At 67.0% G+C, this 18639-nt stretch carries 22 protein-coding genes; 3 read left to right on the top strand and 19 right to left on the bottom strand.

What is annotated here, in order from left to right:
• Nucleotides 1-353: 353 nt before the first annotated feature.
• Both LXN01_RS02275 and LXN01_RS02270 read left to right on the top strand, forming a co-directional pair.
• Complete coding sequence (locus LXN01_RS02275; RefSeq protein ID WP_236862911.1) at nucleotides 354-1373, top strand: D-alanyl-D-alanine carboxypeptidase family protein; 1020 nt, start codon at nucleotides 354-356, stop codon at nucleotides 1371-1373.
• A 63-nt stretch (nucleotides 1374-1436) separates the two neighbouring features.
• Nucleotides 1437-2108, top strand: a complete 672-nt coding sequence (locus tag LXN01_RS02270) for an NAD(P)H-binding protein (RefSeq protein ID WP_236862910.1) — start codon at nucleotides 1437-1439, stop codon at nucleotides 2106-2108.
• Between the two features lie 3 nt (nucleotides 2109-2111).
• Here LXN01_RS02270 and LXN01_RS02265 read toward each other — a convergent pair whose 3' ends face one another.
• The 4 genes from LXN01_RS02265 to LXN01_RS02250 form a co-directional block, all read right to left on the bottom strand.
• Nucleotides 2112-3068, bottom strand: coding sequence for a tyrosine recombinase XerC (locus LXN01_RS02265; protein WP_236862909.1), 957 nt, complete (start codon nucleotides 3066-3068; stop codon nucleotides 2112-2114).
• Between the two features lie 89 nt (nucleotides 3069-3157).
• A complete protein-coding gene (locus LXN01_RS02260; protein ID WP_236862908.1) occupies nucleotides 3158-4399 on the bottom strand; it encodes a DNA-processing protein DprA in 1242 nt (413 codons plus the stop codon).
• On the bottom strand, nucleotides 4396-5931 hold the full coding sequence (locus LXN01_RS02255) for a YifB family Mg chelatase-like AAA ATPase (protein WP_236862907.1): 1536 nt from the start codon (nucleotides 5929-5931) through the stop codon (nucleotides 4396-4398). The genes LXN01_RS02260 and LXN01_RS02255 overlap by 4 nt, the downstream gene beginning before the upstream one ends.
• Nucleotides 5928-6278 carry a YraN family protein gene (locus LXN01_RS02250; protein ID WP_236862906.1) on the bottom strand — a complete coding sequence of 117 codons (351 nt, stop codon included), beginning with the start codon at nucleotides 6276-6278 and terminating at the stop codon, nucleotides 5928-5930. The genes LXN01_RS02255 and LXN01_RS02250 overlap by 4 nt, the downstream gene beginning before the upstream one ends.
• Before the next feature lie 199 nt (nucleotides 6279-6477).
• Between LXN01_RS02250 and LXN01_RS02245 the strand changes: the two genes are divergently transcribed.
• A complete protein-coding gene (locus LXN01_RS02245) occupies nucleotides 6478-6918 on the top strand; it encodes a helix-turn-helix domain-containing protein (protein ID WP_236862905.1) in 441 nt (146 codons plus the stop codon).
• A gap of 80 nt (nucleotides 6919-6998) precedes the next feature.
• Here the strand turns inward: LXN01_RS02245 and LXN01_RS02240 are convergent, their stop codons facing one another.
• From LXN01_RS02240 to ffh, 15 genes are all read right to left on the bottom strand, one after another.
• Nucleotides 6999-8345, bottom strand: coding sequence for an alpha/beta fold hydrolase (locus LXN01_RS02240; protein WP_236862904.1), 1347 nt, complete (start codon nucleotides 8343-8345; stop codon nucleotides 6999-7001).
• 337 nt (nucleotides 8346-8682) lie between these two features.
• Nucleotides 8683-9045, bottom strand: coding sequence for a hypothetical protein (locus LXN01_RS02235; RefSeq protein WP_236862903.1), 363 nt, complete (start codon nucleotides 9043-9045; stop codon nucleotides 8683-8685).
• Nucleotides 9046-9163: 118 nt separating this feature from the next.
• Nucleotides 9164-9982 (bottom strand): 3-oxoacyl-ACP reductase FabG, encoded by an 819-nt coding sequence (fabG, locus tag LXN01_RS02230; protein ID WP_236862902.1) that lies wholly within the window; start codon nucleotides 9980-9982, stop codon nucleotides 9164-9166.
• Nucleotides 9979-11061: an alpha/beta fold hydrolase gene (locus tag LXN01_RS02225; protein WP_236862901.1), complete on the bottom strand. Its 1083-nt coding sequence runs from the start codon at nucleotides 11059-11061 to the stop codon at nucleotides 9979-9981. Before LXN01_RS02225 ends, fabG begins: the two co-directional genes overlap by 4 nt.
• Before the next feature lie 25 nt (nucleotides 11062-11086).
• Complete coding sequence (locus LXN01_RS02220; protein ID WP_236862900.1) at nucleotides 11087-11530, bottom strand: hypothetical protein; 444 nt, start codon at nucleotides 11528-11530, stop codon at nucleotides 11087-11089.
• A 225-nt stretch (nucleotides 11531-11755) separates the two neighbouring features.
• Nucleotides 11756-12073 (bottom strand): DUF2469 domain-containing protein, encoded by a 318-nt coding sequence (locus LXN01_RS02215; protein ID WP_236862899.1) that lies wholly within the window; start codon nucleotides 12071-12073, stop codon nucleotides 11756-11758.
• A 9-nt stretch (nucleotides 12074-12082) separates the two neighbouring features.
• The gene (gene rnhB, locus LXN01_RS02210; RefSeq protein WP_236862898.1) at nucleotides 12083-12805 is read right to left on the bottom strand and encodes a ribonuclease HII; all 723 of its coding nucleotides are present in this window, start codon (nucleotides 12803-12805) and stop codon (nucleotides 12083-12085) included.
• On the bottom strand, nucleotides 12802-13482 hold the full coding sequence (lepB, locus tag LXN01_RS02205) for a signal peptidase I (protein WP_236862897.1): 681 nt from the start codon (nucleotides 13480-13482) through the stop codon (nucleotides 12802-12804). The genes rnhB and lepB (LXN01_RS02205) overlap by 4 nt, the downstream gene beginning before the upstream one ends.
• A gap of 37 nt (nucleotides 13483-13519) precedes the next feature.
• Nucleotides 13520-14080 (bottom strand): signal peptidase I, encoded by a 561-nt coding sequence (gene lepB, locus LXN01_RS02200; protein ID WP_236862896.1) that lies wholly within the window; start codon nucleotides 14078-14080, stop codon nucleotides 13520-13522.
• Between the two features lie 74 nt (nucleotides 14081-14154).
• Nucleotides 14155-14496, bottom strand: a complete 342-nt coding sequence (gene rplS / locus LXN01_RS02195) for a 50S ribosomal protein L19 (RefSeq protein WP_236862895.1) — start codon at nucleotides 14494-14496, stop codon at nucleotides 14155-14157.
• A 194-nt stretch (nucleotides 14497-14690) separates the two neighbouring features.
• Nucleotides 14691-15494 carry a tRNA (guanosine(37)-N1)-methyltransferase TrmD gene (gene trmD / locus LXN01_RS02190; protein WP_236862894.1) on the bottom strand — a complete coding sequence of 268 codons (804 nt, stop codon included), beginning with the start codon at nucleotides 15492-15494 and terminating at the stop codon, nucleotides 14691-14693.
• Nucleotides 15494-15982: a ribosome maturation factor RimM gene (gene rimM, locus LXN01_RS02185; protein WP_336885223.1), complete on the bottom strand. Its 489-nt coding sequence runs from the start codon at nucleotides 15980-15982 to the stop codon at nucleotides 15494-15496. The genes trmD and rimM overlap by 1 nt, the downstream gene beginning before the upstream one ends.
• Before the next feature lie 184 nt (nucleotides 15983-16166).
• The gene (locus tag LXN01_RS02180) at nucleotides 16167-16397 is read right to left on the bottom strand and encodes an RNA-binding protein (protein WP_236862892.1); all 231 of its coding nucleotides are present in this window, start codon (nucleotides 16395-16397) and stop codon (nucleotides 16167-16169) included.
• Nucleotides 16398-16399: 2 nt separating this feature from the next.
• On the bottom strand, nucleotides 16400-16831 hold the full coding sequence (gene rpsP, locus LXN01_RS02175; RefSeq protein WP_236862891.1) for a 30S ribosomal protein S16: 432 nt from the start codon (nucleotides 16829-16831) through the stop codon (nucleotides 16400-16402).
• 153 nt (nucleotides 16832-16984) lie between these two features.
• Nucleotides 16985-18589: a signal recognition particle protein gene (ffh, locus tag LXN01_RS02170; protein ID WP_236862890.1), complete on the bottom strand. Its 1605-nt coding sequence runs from the start codon at nucleotides 18587-18589 to the stop codon at nucleotides 16985-16987.
• Nucleotides 18590-18639: the final 50 nt, after the last annotated feature.

Here is an 18639-nt window from a genome sequence, read left to right as displayed (position 1 = left end):
CCCGGCTGGACGACATGCGCTTCACCGGCGACGTTTCGGTTGATTCCTGGTATCCGCCGCGGCTGCCCACGAAGCCCGTGACTCTGTCTGCGCACAGCAGTGCACTGTCAGGAAGTCAGGTGGATTCGCACCGGCGGCAGCCGACGGGAAGTCGAATACGCGTAGTCGGAAGCGAAGACACTTCCGCTGGGCTCATTCTACGACGGGCAGCCAACAGGGCCAAACCGCACGGCGAGGCAGGCTGTGGATTGTCGTCCCTCGACCGCGTCCACCACCTTGTGGATCCTCGTCGCCCGTCCACAGCTGGTGAATCGTCGTGGCGCGGCATCGTCGCCCAGGCGAAGGTGAGGGGCATGGTCGTATCCCCTTCTGCTTCCCAACTCGCTCACCTCCTGCGGTTCCGTGCCTCTGTGCTGACCGCTCTGCTCGCAGCAGTCGTGCTCGCAGCAGTCGTGCTCGCCGCCGGGCTGGCGATGCCGGCGCAGGCGATCGACGATCGTCGCACCTGGTTCACGCCGGTGCCCGGGTTCGAGATCGTCCGGGCATTCGACAAGCCGGCGCAGAACTGGCAGCAGGGTCACCGAGGCATCGACGTCGCCGCGCTGCCCGGCGAGCCGATCCGCGCTCCGCAGTCCGGCACCGTGCGATTCTCCGGCAGCGTGGCCGGCAGATCGGTGCTCAGCCTGCACGTCGACGGTCATGTGGTGTCGTTCGAGCCGGTCGAGTCGGATCTGCGCGCCGGCGACGAGGTGTTCGCCGGTCATCCGATCGGCACGGTTGCCGAACCCTCCCATTGCGATGACGGCTGCGTGCACGTCGGTGTGTGGCGCGCGGACGCCGAGAAGGACTATCTCAATCCGGCGCAGTTCTTCTCCGCGGATGCGACAGTGCTCCTTCCGGAGGCGAACGCGCTTGCCGAGCTGCCGCCGCCGGCCGGGGGTGACGCCAGCAGCGGCGCCGGAGCCTGGGGCGGTCATCAGAACGGCAGGATCCCCGCTGTGGCACTGTGTCCGGTCGCCGCGGCGCCGGGGCATCTGCTGCGCTGCGACGCCGCTGCGGCGTTCGAGACGCTGGCGACGGCCTACTCCCAGCGCTTCGGAACGCGCATCTCCGTGACCGACTCCTACCGCGACTACGCCACCCAGGTGGTGCTCAAGCGTCGGAAGGGGCGGATGGCCGCCACTCCGGGAACCTCGAATCACGGCTGGGGGCTGGCCGTGGACCTGGGCGGCGGAATCAACTCGTTCGGAACGGTGCAGCACGAGTGGATGCGGGCGAACGCCCCTCGCTACGGATGGATACATCCGAGCTGGGCGCGCAGCACCGGCTCACTGCCCGAGCCCTGGCACTGGGAGTACCAGGCGCGCAATTGAGGCTGATGGGCAGCTGAGGCAGGTGCGCCTTGACCTCAGCCCGTGAACTGTTAGGAAGGGGGTATGACCATTTCACGCATCGCCGTAGTCGGCGGACACGGAAAGATCGCCCTCCTCCTGACCGAGCTGCTCGCCGAGAAGGACGTCGCGGTTCGGTCGATCATCCGCAATCCGGATCAGGCCGAGGAGATCCGCGGCATCGGCGGCGATCCCGTTGTGTGCGATGCGGAGAACGCATCCGTCGCGGAGCTGCAGGAGGCCTTCGGTGACGCCGAGGCCGTCGTCTTCGCCGCAGGCGCCGGCGGCGCTTCCGGGGCGTTCCGGAAGTACACCATGGATCTCGCAGGATCCGTCCGATCGATTCAGGCCGCGCTCGCGGCGAACATCCAGCGCTTCGTGCAGATCTCCTTCATCGGCGCAAAGCAGCCCACCCAGCCGGACGCGGAGGAAGTCTTCGCAGCGTACTGGGCGTGCAAGCGGGAGGCGGACAACGCCCTGCGCGCCGCGGATCTCGACTGGACAATCGTCAGCCCGGGCGGCCTCACCGACGATCCGGCCACCGGAGAGCTTGAGGTGGGCGAGAACCTCGAGCGCGGCGGCACCACGCGGCGTGGGGACGTTGCCCGATTCATCGCTCACATCCTCGACGACGAACGGACCTTCGGTCGGGACTTCGACATCCTCGACGGGGAGCAGCCGCTCGGCGACGCGCTGGACGCGCACCTGGGGAGCTGATCCTCAGGCCCGAGGGTGCGCTCGGAAGTAGCTCTCGGACAGCCTGCCGAGGGAGACGTGGGTGTAGATCTGGGTCGAGCTCAGCGTCGAGTGCCCCAGGTACTCCTGGACCTGGCGCAGATCTGCGCCGTTCTCGAGCATGTGCGTGGCCGCGGAATGGCGCAGCCCGTGCGGCGCCAGCTCGGGAGCACCGTCGATTGCACGGGTTGCCCGGTGGACGATCTCGCGCACCTGTCGGACATTGATCCGTCCTCCGCGGACGCCGAGGAAGACCGCTGGAGTCTCCCCCGCCGCGCCGGGCACGACCAGTTCGGGGCGGCCGCGCCGGAGCCAGTCCTCCAGCGCGTCCGCTGCCGGAATCCCGAAGGGGACGCGCCGCTCCTTGCTGCCCTTTCCGAGCACGGTGATGAGCCGGCTGTGGTCATCGATGTCATCCACGTCGAGGGCAGCGAGCTCCGACACTCGCATGCCTGTCGCATAGAGAACTTCGACCACTGCAGTGTCCCGCAGTGCCACCGCCAGGTCCTTGCCCGTCAGCTCCTCCCGCGCAGCCGCGTGCGAGCGGTCGAGAACCGCCGTCGTCTGCTTCTGCTGGAGCACCGCCGGCAGCCGCGAGGCCTTCCGCGGGGACGACAGCCGGGCGGCGGGATTCCGCTGCATGCGATGCGTGCGGGTGCAGAACACGCAGAAGGCCCGGGCTGCTGCGATCCTGCGGGCGGTCGTCGCCGCGGCGGCGCCGCCGCGCGTCTGGTCCAGCAGCCACTGCCGGAGATTGCCGATCTCGAGGTCGGCGAGCGCCAACCCCTGACCGTCTGCCTCGGTGAGGTGCTCCAGCAGCGATCGCACGTCTGCCGAGTAGCCGCGCACGGTGTGCTCCGACGCGTTGCTCTGGACCCGAAGATCCTCGATGAAGGCGGCGAGAGCCTCGGTGTACTCGCCGGGAAGGGGGGAAGCCGACATGCCATCACTGTAGTCCACCGCCCGCGGCACGACGGCGTTCTCGCTGCGCTTCCGGTTGCTCCGCCTGCCGATGCTGGGCCGACTTCCCGTCACTCTGCCAGCTTGATCCATCCGTGAGACTGTCGGGATGCAGCGCCTGCGAGTTCCAGGCCCGCCAGAGCGGCCATCGTCGCTGCAGTGTCGAGACCAGCCCTGAGCGCGATCGCGGCGACCTCAGCACCGCGCCGGGGCGGCAGGGCGCCGTACACGCGCAGCTGGTCGTCGCTCATGTCGTCGGTGATGCGCAGCCGGCCCTGCTCCGGCCCCGGCGACGCAGGGCCGGCTGCGTAAGACCCGACGAGTTCCAGCACGTCGTCGCTCGAGGTCACGCAGGTCGCTGCGCCCTCTCGAATCAGCCGGTGGCAGCCCGCAGAGTCCGGAGTGGTGACGGGGCCGGGCACGGCGCCGACAGGGCGCATGAGCTCAGCGGCCCGGTTGGCTGTATTGATCGCCCCGGAACGCCACCCCGCCTGCACGACCACGGTTCCGGCCGAGACGGCTGCTATCAACCGGTTGCGCATGAGAAAGCGGTGTCGCATGGCGGTGCATCCCGGTGCGGCTTCCGAGATCACGACGTACCTCTCGGCAATCTGGGCCATCAGCTCGGCGTTCGACCGTGGATAGTACCTGTCGACGCCTCCGGCCATGAATGCCACGGTGCCGACGGCGGCGTGTTCGGCTGCCGCGAATGCCGCCGCATGTGCTGCCGCGTCGATTCCGTAGGCACCCCCGGAGACGACGGTGCGACCGTGGCTGACCAGGTCCCAGGCCAGTGTCTTCGCCACATGCAGGCCGTACGCATCGGCGGCGCGCGAACCGACAAGCGCGACCGAACCGGAGAGGACTGCAGCCGGATCCGCCGGACCGCGCACCCACAGCCCGATCGGCTCGTCGAGCCCGAGCTCGGTGAGACCGTCCGGCCACCCTGCGGCCTCCGGGAGCAGCAGGCGGGCGCCCAGCTTTCCCATGATCCGCAGATCACGGTCTCCGTCCGCTTCGGGCAGTCGACTCTGCCAGCGGCCGAGTGCTCGTCCGATGGCATCGGTTCCGGTCACGATGCCGAACTCGGTCGCCGCCTCGTGCAGGATCTGCGCCGCAGCGCCTGTCCGGGACTCGACCAGGGAGCGCACGGCTTCCGCACCGGCGTACCTGATAGCCGCGCTCAGCAGCCTGTCGCCGGGTTCCGAGAGTCGCATCAGCTCGGCGACCACTCGGGGATCGTCAGCCATCGGGTTTCGACGGGGATCGATCATCTCGTCCCGGGGTTGGTGCACGTTGTCAGGCGCTGTCATGTTCCCTCCCTGATTCGCAGCAGCAGAGCGCTGAGCAGATCGTCCGCACCCGGTCTGTTCCGCCCGTCGAGGTCGGCCAGAGTGGTCGCGATTCGAATGACTCTGTCGTAGCCGCGCATGGTGAGCACTCCGCGTTCGAGTGCGCTGTCCAACGGGGCCGTCTCCGAGCGGCGGAACTCGAAAGCCTCGCGCAGCCAGCTGCCCGGCGCCTGCGCGTTCGCCGACCACTCCAGTTCGCGGTACCGTGCAGTCTGCCGCTCCCTCGCGGCTGCGACCCGGCCTGCGACCTCCGCTGATCCCTCCCGCGGTTGTGCGCTGTGCAGGTCCGCCGGGCCCAGCGGCATGAGCTCGAGCTGGATGTCGACCCGGTCGAGCAGGGGTCCCGAGAGGCGGTTCCGATAGCGCCGCTTGTTCAGCGGCGTGCAGCGGCAGCGTGATGAGCTCCCGATTCCGGCGCCGCAGGGACAGGGATTGGCGGCAAGCACGAGCTGGAATCGCGAGGGCAGGACGACGGAGCCCCATGCCCGGTGGATGTCGCAGCGCCCGTTCTCCAGGGGCTGGCGAAGCGCTTCAAGAACATCGCGGCTGAACTCCGGTGCCTCGTCCATGAAGAGCACACCCCGGTGAGCGCGGGAGAAGACGCCGATCATCCCCGGTTTCGACCCGCCCACCATCGCAGCCGCGGTCGTTCGATGATGGGGAGCTTCGAACGGCGGCGTGCGGTCGAGGCCCGCGGACACGTCGAGGGTGCCGTCCAGCGACCGGAGAGCGACCACTTCACACGCCGCTTCCTCGTCGAGGGCCGGCAGCAGACCCGGCAGACAGCCGGCCAGGAGCGTCTTGCCGGCGCCGGGAGTGCCGGTCATCAGAAGGTGGTGACCGCCGGCGGCCGCGACCTCGAGCCCATGGCGGGCGTCGTCCTGCCCCTGCACGTCTGCCAGGTCATGAGTGGCAGCCGGCGGCAGTGCATCGGTGTCCACGGATTCCACGGCCGGCAGCAGCGGGACTGGGACATGGCCGCCGAGCGTGTTGACGACCTCGGCCAGATTGCCCGCCCCGCACACCACCGCATCTCCGGTGAGACGGGCTTCTGCGGCATTGGCGCGGGGCACAACGAAGCGGGTGAAGCCCGACCGGAGTCCCGCCAGCACGCTCGGCAGCACGCCCCGCACGGGGTGGAGGCGGCCGTCGAGCCCCAGTTCTCCGCAGTGGACGATCCCGCGTGCACGCTCGGCGGGGAACAGCCCCTCGGCAGCGAGGATCGCCACGGCGATCCCGAGGTCGAAGGCGGTGCCGACCTTCTTCACGCCGCCGGGCAGAAGATTGACGGTGACCCGGCGCGAGGTCAGGGTGATTCCGAGGTTGGAGATCGCCGCGCGGATCCGTTTCCGGGATTCACTCACCGCGGTGTCGGGCAGACCGACGATGTCGATGCCCGGCAGACCGTCGTTGACGCTCGCCTCGATGATCACCGGGGTTCCGGAGATGCCGAGCAGCGCGATCGACTCGGTGCGTCCGAGATTGCCGGTCATCGCGCATCGCGGACATGGGAGATCTCCGGCCGGCCGCCATTCCACAGGATTCCGATGACGTCGATCCGGAACCGCGGAATCCACTCCGGCTGCTCGGCCAGCCAGCGCAGGGCGAGACCGCGCATCGTCGCGATCTTCCCTGCCGTGACCGCTTCGAGCGGGTGACCGGCGCGTGCGCTCGTCCGCGTCTTGACCTCGACGAAGACGAGCGAGTCCCCGTCGTCGGCGATCACGTCGATCTCTCCATGGCGGCAGCGCCAGTTGGTCGCGATGATCTCCCAGCCCTGATCGATCAGGTGCTCGACGGCGATCAGCTCGCCCCGGCGGCCCAGTGTCTTCGTGTCCATGCCCCGAGACAATCACCGACGGCACCCCGAGACATCACTCGTGGCCTCACTGTGGACGACCGGCTCCCTGTCCACAGCGCGGGCATTCTCCCGATGACGGTTCTTCCACTGCTGTCGAGCATCGGCCATGAGCGGCTGTGACCACTCGTCGGCCGGCCCCTCCGCTCATCCTCAGCAGCGCCGGTCGTAGAATGAGTCCATGGTCAGCCGAGAACAGCGCAATCTCATGGGAGCCTATATCCGCCAGCAGCGGAAGCTGGCGGATCTGTCGATGCGCCAGGTGTCTGCGATGGTCGGGATCTCCAACCCGTACCTGTCACAGATCGAGCGGGGGCTGCGGTCTCCCTCCGAGGCGGTCGCTGCCGGTATCGCCTCTGCCCTGGGGATCAGCGTCGAGGAGTTCCATGCTCGCTACGACTCCGGCGACGAACGCTCGGATCTGCTGGAGGCCATCGAGAACGCCGCCGAGCTCACGCCCGCCCAGCAGGCTTCCCTCGCAGAGATCTACCGATCATTCGTCCGCGCCAATGACGGGAACCGGACGACCGATGCCGCGGCTCAGGACGACAACCAGGACCGCACGACTCGGGATCGTCCGGCTGAAGACGACGAGCAGGACACCGACACGGGAATCAGCTGACTGACTCCCCACACGGGCTTGCAGGGCGTCAGTCAGGCGGCAGACGGTACTCCAAACGCGCAGCCCGTCCTTTCAGCGGATCAGTCCTCGTGACTCCGGGGCTCTTCGACCGGAGAGGTCTGCCGGCGAATGCCCGTCGCCGACTCCGCGGCACCGACGGACCCCACGGCAGGTGGCTTCGGCTTCGGCGACGCAGCACTCTCCTCGGTCGGCGTCCGCTTGGCGGGCACCCTGGTCGTCGAAATCCGTGTGGCTGCCGCCTCGGCATCCGGGGCTTCCTCGGCGGGCTTGCTGACGGCAGCAGGTTTCACGTCCGCAGACTTCCTGCGAGGAGTCTTCCGGGCAGAAGTCGCCTTGGACGCGACTGGCTGTGACGGTTCGTCGGTGAGCACCTCGGGGTCATCGTCCGGGGTCGGCGTGGACAGGCCGGCCATCTCCTTGAAGATCACCTGCCAATGATTCCGCAGCGATTCATGGCCCATGAAGAGGCCGAGGTGACCGCCGGTCGAGGACTGGCGTCCGATCATCGAGGCAGGAGTCGACGCGTAATCAGCCAGTGCCCACACCTGGTCGGCCGGCGTGATGTGATCGGTCTGTCCCGCCATCAGGAACAGCGGGCACTCGATCGCCGCCAGGTCGACAATGCGGCCCTCGACGACCAATTCGCCCTTGATCAGCGAATTGCGGATGAACAGGTGCTCGACGACCCAGAGGTAGAACACGCCCGGCAGCGCCTGGGTCCACTGGAACCAGTCCTCGAACTGCCGATAGCGCTCCACGTGCTCGGCATCGTGCAGATTGGCCAGCAGCTGAATCGACCGGCTGAACTCCTGATCCGGCTGCAGTGCCTTGAATCCGTCGAGCAGGAACCGGCCCGGCAGCACCCCGTTGTTGGCCTCGACCACGGAACGGTAGATGGTCATGTCGCCGCCCGGGGCGATTGCATCCACCCAGTCGCGGATCAGCGGCTCGCCGGCATGGAAGTCGATCGGCGCCCCGGCGATGGCCAGGGTGTTGACCCGCTCGGGATAGAGAGCGGTGAAGATGGTTGCGGTCCAGCCGCCCTGGCAATCACCGACGAGATTGACCTTGCCACCCAGCAGTTCGGCGGTCTCACGCAGGATTGCCATGTAGTCGTCGATTCCGGCGTCCTTGGTCTCCTGAGTCGCGCCGATCCAGTCGAGGCAATATATCCGGTGACACCCGCTTTCACGGCCGACCACCACCTGGCTCTGGTCTGCGGTGAAGTCGATGATGCTCGAATCGTGCCCGGCCTGCGGAGGCAGAATGACCGTCGCGATCATATCGGGGTCCGCGTCCGGGGCCGAGTAGTCGCGCAGCCGTGCAAGCGGCCATTCCTTGATCACACGGTTCTCATGCGCCCATTCCGGACGCTTCCGGTCGGACATCGTGATCGACCAGGACATCAGATCAGACGCCAGGTCCAGAGGAGTCGCCCCCCTCCTCACTGCCCCCCACCAGTAGTCGATCGTGGCCGTGCTGTATGCTGTCCAGGCCCCGACCGTGGCAGACACCAAGGAGTCGAATATCCCGGACGAGCTGGTGGGTGAGTGTGAGTCGCGCACATGTCCTCCTGCTGGACGGGGCACACTTCGCGCCCTGATCGACGACGCGTTTCACGTCGTTCGGCTTATTGTAGCGGCAATAACGGCTCAGGCGAGGGCAAGACGAACGGTCCCGCCGAAACTTCGGCGGGACCGTCCTACGCAGTCTACCCAGGCGTCGAGTACGAGACTCCGCCTGTCACTTCAGCAGTTCGCGCGCTGCCTTGACCCAGGCCCCGGTGACTTCCTCGGCGAACTGGATCTGGGTGTTCGCGGTGTCGCGAACCCAGTCGACCTGGCTGGTTCCGGCCATCTCACGCTGCATCGAGAAGATGCTGTTGGCGGCGGTCTCGTAGTTGTCGACGACCACACGGCCGCTGGTCTTGGATGATTCCATCATCGCGGAGGTGAATTCCTTCATCCGCTCGGTGCTCTCCTCGAAACGCTTGGTGGCTTCCTCAACCATCTTGGCAGCATCCTGGGTCACCTTGTCCGCGCTCTCCTTGGACCTGTTGAAGTTGGGCTTGCCGGCGTTGCTCTCGGGGTTCGGGTTGGCAGTCATGGATGACTCCTTAAAGTCTCTGGGGTATTCTTCAGCGACAGTGTGCAACTGCCGGTGTTAACTAAAGTTAGCAAGATTCTGCTAACTCGTCAACCGACAGCTCGGCCGCTGCTTCACGTCACATGTCCATGCCGCCGTTGACGCCCCAGATCTGGCCGGTGATGTAGGAGGATTTGTCGGCGCACAGGAAATGCACGACCCTGGCGATCTCGTCCGGATTGGCCAACCGGGCCATCGGGATCCTGCCTTTGATCTTCTCGAGCACTTTCTCCGGAACTGCCTCGACCATCTCGGTATTCACGTAACCCGGGGTGACCGTATTGACGGTGAGTCCGATCGAGTCGTCGTTCAGCTTGCCGGCGCGGTCCAGATGGAACATCGCCTCGCGGGCCAGGGTCTTGGTCAGTCCGAACAGCCCGGACTTGGAGGCGGCGTAATTGGCCTGGCCGATATTGCCCATCTCCCCGATGATCGAGGACACATTGATGATGCGCCCCGTGCCTCGCTCCAGCATGTGCTTGAGGCCTGCCTGCGCCATGTAGAACGTGCCCGAGAGGTTGACCTGCAGGACGTCATCCCAGTCGCAGTCCTCCATCTTCAGCACGGTCCGGTCACGCGTGATGCCGGCATTGTTCACGAGGATGTCCAACTTGCCGTGTTCCTCGACGACGCCTGCGACCGTCTCGCGTGCCTCCGTGGACACGCCGACATTGCCCTGATGCAGGGTGAATGTCGCTCCCGGGAACTGCGCCTGCAACTCGTCGCGGAACTGTCGGGCGCGCTCACGGTCACGTCCGTAGCCCAGCGCCACATCGGCGCCCTGAGCGGCCAGGCTCCGGCTGATCGCTGCACCGATACCGCGGGTGCCTCCGGTGACCAGGGCGACACGGCCGGCCAGCTTGCTGCCTTTGGGTCCTGCTGCCTGCTGTGGCATCATGCCATCCTTCCCGTCACCGGTGTCTCACTCCTGGTGCTGCTCGGTCGGCGCTCGTGGCTGCGGGGCGCGAGCCAGTCACGGATGCGAGGCCAGATGTCTCTCCGGGCTCGGGAACCGGCCATCAGCCCGATGTGACCGCCGACGCCGTCGAGATGTTCGAGATCCTGGGTGGTGAGGACGTCGAACAGCGGCACGGTGCCGTCACGCGGCGCGATGTGGTCGTTGCTGGCGGTCACCACGAGAGTCGACTGCTGAATGCTGGACAGGTCCACCCGGTGCCCGCGGAGGCGCAGCCGCCCAGTGGCCAGCCGATTCTCCTGGTAGATCCAGGTCACCCACTGGCGGAATGCCCGCATCGGAAAATTCGGGTTGTCGGCCACCCACTTGGACATCGACTGATACGCGATCTTGTCGGCCGTGCCGTCCTGGACCTCGCGGAACAGCCGCAATGGCGTCCCCACGAAGTTGGGCACCGGCTTCAGCAGCTTGTTGACCGTGTCGACGTGGGCACCCGGCAAATACCCCGTTCGCTGGGCCAGCCACTCGACGTCCATCTCGTCGTTGTCGAGCAATGTCTGGTAGGTGGTGTTGGAAGCGTCGAACGGCATCGTCAACGGCACCCAGTTGCGCACCGGCGCATCCGGAGTCACGCCCAGGTACATCCCGGTGAGGGCAGCACCGATGCACCAGCCGACCAAGGTGATCTCCTCGGCGCCGCTGGTTCGGAGCACCTTCCTGATCGCCCTCGGGAGATGCTCGAGAACGTAGTCGTCCAGTCCCGTGTCGGCGTCCTCCTCGTCGGGATACCCCCAGTCGACGAGGAAGACATCGAAACCCTCCTCCAGCAGGAACTCGATGAAGGAGTTTCCCGGGCGCAGGTCGAAGATGTCAGGACGATTGATGAGTGCGAAGGTCAGCAGGATGGGCACAGCGTGCGACCGTCGGCTGCTCCGATACCGGTAGAGAGTGGTCTTCCGATATGTCCAGACCACCTCTTTCGGTGTGGCGCCGACGACTGCCTCGGGGGTGGTGAGCCAGATATTCGTGTACTCGGCGAGCGCGGAGGGCAGAGTGATCATATTCCTGAGCAGCGACCGCACTTCGTCACTCACCCTGATTGTCGACTCGTCGCGGCGAGGGACTGCTCGACGACCGGCCGGACCGGCCTGCGGGCTTCGCGCCCGGAGAGCCGTCAGCCGCGGACCCGCTCGTCGGCTCGGTGCTCCGGCGACGCTCATCGGCCAGTTCGTCCTCGAGCCGCTCGACGGTCTCGAGCACAGCTTCGAGCTTGTCCTCGGTGCGGGCGAGCTGCCGATGCAAGGACGTCACATCCGCGCGGCCGGCAATCCGCGCATTGCGCAGGACCAGATCCGACACCTCATGGCCGATCCGCTGCACAGCGACCAGATTGCTGGCGGTCTGGGAGACCATTGCGCCGAAGGACTTCGAGTTGACCACTTCCTGCAGCCCCGGGGCAGCCACCGAGAGGAAATCATCGACGTACTGACGCATCGGGTGCGCATTGTTCGAGCGGGGCTCCTCAGCCATACAAGTATCCTCATCCTCGCAGAGTCGGCGCCGACTCCAGAGTCGCTGCGCCGCCAGTTCATCCGGTTGTCCGCTCCCATAATACATAGAAGCAGCGAACGACTTGACTCCGCACGCACCGTTACTGTAGGGTAACCCGCTTGACCAGCGACGGAGCGATGCGAAGCATCCGATTCGGGCGGGATCAGAACGATCCGCAGACTCGCGCGGAAAGACGGTCGCGCACTACTTCTGCAATGAGGACGGCGGCTCGAGGTCGGACTTCGCGATCTCTTCGATGTTGACGTCCTTGAACGTCAGCACATGCACCTGCTTGACGAAGCGCGCCGTCCGATAGGTGTCCCAGACCCAGGCGTCACGCAGCGTGACCTCGAAGTACACGTCCCCAGAATCGTGGTGCGCCTTGAGATCGACCTTGTTGGCCAGGTAGAAGCGGCGCTCGGTCTCCACCACGTAGGTGAACAGTCCGACGACATCCCGGTACTCCCGGTAGAGCTGGAGCTCCAGGTCGGCTTCATAGTCTTCCAGGTCCTCGGCACTCATGAACTAATCCTAGAGCAGTCGGAAAGTGCGGCGATGATGCGGGCTCGGTCCGTGCTCGGCCACTGCGGCCCTGTGCTCCGGGGTCGGGTAGCCGACGTTGCGCTCCCAGGAGTACTGGGGGTGGTGCTGCGCCAGCTCAGTCATCAGCCCGTCCCGCCGGACCTTCGCAATCACACTGGCCGCGGCGATGGTGACCAGCGAACCGTCGCCCTTGACGAATGTCCGCACGCGAGGAACACTCACGTCTGCCGCCGGGCCGTACACCTCCAGCGCTTCGAAGGTCAGTGCCTGGGACAGCCAGTCGAAGGACCCATCCAGGAGCACCAGGTCCGCGGCCGGCAGACTCTCCAGGGCGCGGCGGCCGGCCAGGCACAGTGCTGAGCTCAGACCGACGCGGTCGATCTCATCGACGGTCGCATAGCCGACGGCGTGCGCAGGCTGCCACCGGGTGACGACCTCGCAGATCTCGGTGCGGGCCAGGATGGTGAGCTGCTTGGAGTCATGGATCCCGGCGGGCACCTCGGCGCGGACGAGTGCGGCGAGGTCGAAGTGCACGGCGCCCACTCCCACGGGACCGGCGATGCAGCCGCGTCCCACCTCGTCCATCCCGATCACCGAGCGGATTCCTGAGGCGAGCAGCTCTCGTTCGACGCTGAGGTCTCGCAGCCCCTTGACCGGTGCGGAACGGCCGCCGGCGCTGCCGGCATCCGCGAATCCTGGTCCCCTGCTCACGGCTGCGGCACCCCTGCGAAGACTTCCTCCGGCGTTCCCATTCCTCGGATCCGCTCGAGCGGCCAGTTGATGAAGAATACTATGCCCACCACGTCATCCTCCGGCACGTACGGCCCGCCCTCGGAGTCGACGTTGTAGCGGGAGTCGAGCGAATTGGGGCGATTGTCGCCCATCACCCAGTAGTGGCCGTCGGGGACGGTGACCTGGAACGAGGTGGACGACGCCTCGGCGCCCGGCGCCAGGTACGGTTCGTCGATCGGCTCTCCGTTGACGAGGATCCGCCCCTGGTCGTCGCAGCATTCGACGGTGTCTCCGCCGACCCCGACGACCCTCTTGATGAGCTGCTGTCCGGCGTCGGCGGGAACCAGCCCGAGGAACTCCAGGACCGGGTTCGGCTGGTACTGCTGAGTCAGCGTCGGGTCGAGCCATCCGCCCGGATCGTCGAACACGATGACGTCCCCGCGTTCGACATCCGGCCAGGGCAGCTGATTGACCAGGATCCGATCGCCGATCTGCAGCGTCTGCTCCATCGAGGCCGAGGGAATGAAGAAGGACCGCACGACCCAGGTCCGGACCACCGTCGAGATCAGCAGCGCGATGATGAGAATGAGCGCGATCTCTCGGAGAATCCCCCAGATCGAGCGCTTCGATCGGGGCTGCCGGCTGTCCTGGTTCACGAGTGGCAGTCTAGCCCGACCTGCAGCGAGCCGATCCTCAGCGGTCGATCGACGAGCCGTGTCCGATGACGGTGCCGAGCACCCGCTGGATGGGGATCATCCCGCCGCCCGGGCGTCCGAGCAGAGCGCGGGAGTCCGTCGATCCCGGCCTGTTGTCGCCCATCACCCAGAGCCTCTCAGGCGGCACGACGGCGGCGAACTCGATCTCGGACGCACTGATGCCCGGGTCCAGATACGGCTCGTCCAGCGGCTCACCGTTGAGCAGCAGGCGCCCGGAGTCGTCGCAGCACTCCAGTGTGTCCCCCGCCACTGCGATGACGCGCTTGACGAAGAACACGTCCCGGGGTCCGATGCCGAACCACGAGCCGAGCTGCTCCGGCCCGCTGGGAGGAGCCGAGGCGATGAACGAGCCGCGCCCGTCGAAGACGACGATGTCGCCCCGGTCGACGTCATCGCGCAGCGCGTCGGGCCGCCACACGGTGACGGTGTCACCGCCCTGCAGCGCGGGCTGCATGGAACCGGATGAGACGCTGAAGTTCTGCACCCCCAGAGCTCGGATCCCGCCGGCTGTCAGCAGCGCCAGGATGAGCACAGCCACAAGCCCACGCCACAGCTGCGGAGCACGAAAGAGGCGCGACCCGGACCGGGTCGCGCCTCGTGCCGTCAAGGAGCTCAGCGCTTCTCGCGGATGCGAGCAGCCTTGCCGCGCAGCTCGCGCAGGTAGTACAGCTTGGCACGGCGGACGTCGCCGCGGGTCAGCACCTCGATCTTCTCCAGCACCGGGGAGTGGACCGGGAAGGTGCGCTCCACGCCGACTCCGAAGCTGACCTTGCGGACGGTGAAGGTCTCACGGATGCCCTGGCCCTGGCGGCGGATCACGATGCCCTTGAACACCTGGACACGGGTGCGGCTGCCCTCGATCACGCGGACGTGGACATTGAGGGTGTCCCCGGAGCGGAACTCCGGGATGTCGGATCTCAGCGACTGCGAGTCAACTGCATCAAGCTTCTGCATGTTCGTCTTCTCCTGTCTGCGCGCCCCGGGTCGGCACGACATTGCTCTGGCCGGCGACGCCGGATCAGTGGATTCGTCTGCCGGAGCGATCGCTCCTCCAGAACTCCGGACCGCCGCTCGCGCGAGCGAAGGCGGTTCGGCCAGACATCACACCCCCCGAGGCAGGATGATGTCAGCAAACGCAAGAGCCAAGTCTAGGGCTTCGACTCCCCTTCGGACAAATCGGCCCGGTCGAGTTCGTGCTCAGCGAGGACGGCACGGTCGCGCGGATCCAGCGCGTCGGCGCCGAGCGCGGCGATCAGATCCGGCCTCACCTGCGCGGTCCGCTTCAGTCGCTGATCGCGCCGCCAGCGATCGATGGCCGCATGATTGCCGCTGAGCAGGATCTCCGGGACCTCACGACCGCGCCACACGGCCGGCTTCGTGTAGACGGGGTATTCGAGCAGACCGTCCTCATGGGATTCCTCGGTGAGGGATTCCGGGTTGCCGATGATGCCCGGGATGAGCCGCGCGACTGCCTCGATCATCACGAGCGCGGCGACCTCCCCGCCGTTGAGGACGTAGTCCCCGATCGAGACGAGCCGCACCTCGAAGCGCTCGTCGGCCCAATCCACCACCCGCTGGTCGATGCCCTCGTAGCGCCCGCAGGCGATCACCAGATGCTCGCGCCCGGCGAGCTCCTCTGCCATCCGCTGAGTGAAGGGAATCCCGGCCGGGCTGGGAACCAGCAGCACGGGGCGATCCGCGGGCGCCTCGGCGTCCTCCTCTGCACGATCGGAGATCTCCGTGAGCGCCTCCGCCCAGGGTTCGGCAAGCATCACCATCCCGGCTCCCCCGCCATAGGGCGTGTCGTCGACCGTGCGATGCCGATCGTGGGTCCAGTCCCGCAGATCGTGGACCGCAAGGTCGAGCGCTCCGTCCCGCACGGCCCTGCCGATGAGGGACAGCTGCAGCGGAGCGAGATACTCGGGGAAGATCGAGATGACGTCGAGCCGCATCAGCCCTCCACGTCGAGCAGGCCGGGCGGCGGGTCGAGCACGATGCGCCCGCCCTCGGCGTCGACCTCGGGCACGATCTGCTCGACGAAGGGAACCAGCACCTCGGCCCCGGAGAGCAGGCCGACGTGCAGCAGATCCTGTGCGGCTCCCGGTGTCACCGCGGTGACGGTGCCGATCCGCTCGTCTCCGACGTAGACCTCCGCGTCGACCAGATCGTCGATGTACCAGGCCTCGTCCTCCTCGACATCCTCTGCCGTCGCGATCAGGGTGTTGCGGATCTCCTCGGCGCGAGTGCGGTCACCGACCTCCTCGAAGGTCAGGAGCAGCCGATCGCGGTGCCACCGGGCGCGCGTCAGCGTCAGGGAGCCGATGTCCGGATCCGTCGTGAACTCGGCACCGGGCACGAACCGCGAATCAGGGTCGTCCGTGCGGACCTCGACGCTCATCTCGCCGCGGATTCCATGGGGCTTGCCCAAGCGGGCCACCACTGTGCTCAACGTTCACTCCTCGTCTGCTTCCGGCGACCACCGGTTCGGGCCCGGGCGGATACCGGTCCAGGCTACCGGAGGCCCCGTCACCACACCGGCGGACAGCACGAGGCCCCGCCCACCGCTGTGGTGACGGGGCCTCGACGGGCCGTCCCTCAAGTCTCCGGGACCTGCTCGGACCTGCTCAGGCCTCGATGAGGTCCACCCGGACGCTCTCCCGACCGGCGAGCGCACCGATCACTGTCCGCAGGGCTTTCGCGGTGCGCCCCGAGCGGCCGATGACCCGGCCGAGATCCTCGGGATGGACGCGGACCTCGAGCGTCTTGCCGCGCTGCGAGGTCCGCGCCCGCACGGAGACGTCCTCGGGATGATCCACGATCCCCCGGACGAGGTGTTCCAGTGCCTGGCCCAGCATGATCAGCCTTCGGCCTTCTCCTCGGAAGCCGGCTCGGCGGCATCCTCGGCGGGAGCCTCAGCAGGAGCGCTGTCGCCGCCCTTCGGGGTGATCGCGTCCTTGACCACCGACTTGGCGGCCGGGGGCTCGAACGTGGCCTTGGCAGTCTGTCCCTTGACGGTGCTGACGGCCTCGCCCTCGCCGGTGAACTTCTGCCAGTCCCCGGTCAGCTTGAGCAGGGCCTTGACCTGGTCGGTCGGCTGGGCGCCCACGGACAGCCAGTACTGCGCACGCTCGGAGTCGATCTCGATGACCGAAGGCTCCTCGGTGGGGTGGTACTTGCCGATCTCCTCGATGTGCTTGCCATCGCGGCGGATCCGCGAGTCGGCGACGACTACGCGGTAGAAGGGTGCACGGATCTTTCCCATGCGGGTGAGTCGAATCTTGACTGCCACTGTAGTGGTGTCTCCTTTGTGGATATCGATTTCGAATGCCGCTCGGTCGTCCGTGGGGCTGGACGCGACTCGTGCATTACGTGGACAAGACCGGCAGACGGTTGAGAGGGTCCGCTACCGGTCGAGTTCAAGGGACCATTGTGTCAGATCAGGCTAGGACTTTCCACCTGAGCCGAAGATGCCTCCGAATCCCTTCGGGAGCTTGCTGAGATCGAGCTCCTCGTCCTGATCCAGGTCGATCCCGCCGAACGCCGAGCCCGCCGGCTCCGGCGCCTTGCCCTGCCTCTTGAGCTCGGCCAGGCGCGCCTGCTCAGCACGCTTGGCCGGGTTCCCGGACTTCGCGACGGGCTTCTTCTTGCCCTTCTTCTTCCGCGCTCCGCCCGGCCCGCTCGCACCGGGCATCTGCGGCATCGCGGGCATGCCCGGCATCGCTCCGGCGGGGCCGCCGCGGCCTCCGCCCTTGCGCATCTGGCGCATCATCTTCTGGGCCTGGGCGAACCGCTCCATGAGCTGGTTGACCTGGGTCACGGTGCTGCCCGAGCCCTTGGCGATGCGGGCACGCCGCGAGCCGTTGAGGATTCGCGGGTTGGCCCGCTCCTGCGGGGTCATCGAGCGCACGATCGCCTCGACCCGGTCGATCTCGCGCTCGTCGAAGGCTTCGAGCTGCTCGCGGAACTGGGCGGCGTTGGGCAGCATGCCCAGCATCTTCTTCAGCGATCCCATCTTCTTGATCGCTGCCATCTGGGTGAGGAAGTCATCGAGGTCGAAGTCCTCGCCGGACTCGACCTTCTTCGCGAGCTTCTCGGTCTCCTTCTGGTCGAAGGTCTTCTCCGCCTGCTCGATCAGGGTGAGGATGTCGCCCATGTCGAGGATGCGGTCGGCCATCCGGTCGGGATGGAACTGCTCGAAATCCTTCATCCCCTCGCCGGTGGAGGCGAACATGATGGGCCTGCCGGTCACCTGCGCCACCGACAGCGCCGCGCCGCCGCGGGAGTCGCCGTCGAGCTTGGTCAGCACGACGCCGGTGAAATCGACGCCCTCGAGGAAGGCCTCGGCGGTGACGACCGCGTCCTGTCCGATCATCGCGTCGATGACGAACAGGACCTCGTCGGGCTCCACCGCGGCGCGGATGTCCGCAGCCTGCTGCATGAGCACCTCGTCGATGCCCAGCCGCCCGGCGGTGTCGACGATGACCACGTCGTAGAGCTTGGACCGGGCCACATCCATCGAGTCGGTGGCGACCTGGACCGTGTCGCCCACGCCGTTGCCGGGCTCCGGGGCGTAGACGAAGGCACCCGCGCGTTCACCGACCACCTGGAGCTGGTTGACCGCATTGGGTCGCTGCAGGTCAGCGGCGACGAGCATCGGCCGGTGGCCCTCGGACTTGAGCCAGTGGGCGAGCTTGCCCGCCAACGTGGTCTTGCCCGCACCCTGGAGGCCGGCGAGCATGATCACCGTGGGGGGCCGCTTGGCGAAGTTCAGCCGCCGCGTCTGCCCGCCGAGGATCCCGACGAGCTCGTCGTTGACGATCTTGACGACCTGCTGGCCGGGGTTGAGCGCCTCGGACACCTCAGCGGAGAGCGCTCGTTCACGCACCTTGCCGGTGAAGGTCCGCACGACCGGCAGAGCGACGTCGGCGTCGAGCAGCGCGCGCCGGATTTCCCGGATCGTCTGGTCGACATCGGCCTCCGAGAGCCTGCCCTTGCCGCGCAGGTTCTTGAAGGTCGTTGTCAGCCGTTCGGAGAGTGAATTGAACACTGAGGTCTACAGCTTTCGTCTACGGATGCACATCAAGTCAACACCCCAGG

This window comes from Brevibacterium daeguense, assembly GCF_021729135.1.
GTDB classification, from domain to species: Bacteria; Actinomycetota; Actinomycetes; order Actinomycetales; family Brevibacteriaceae; genus Brevibacterium; species Brevibacterium daeguense.
This window is presented reverse-complemented; position numbering and strand designations above follow the sequence as displayed.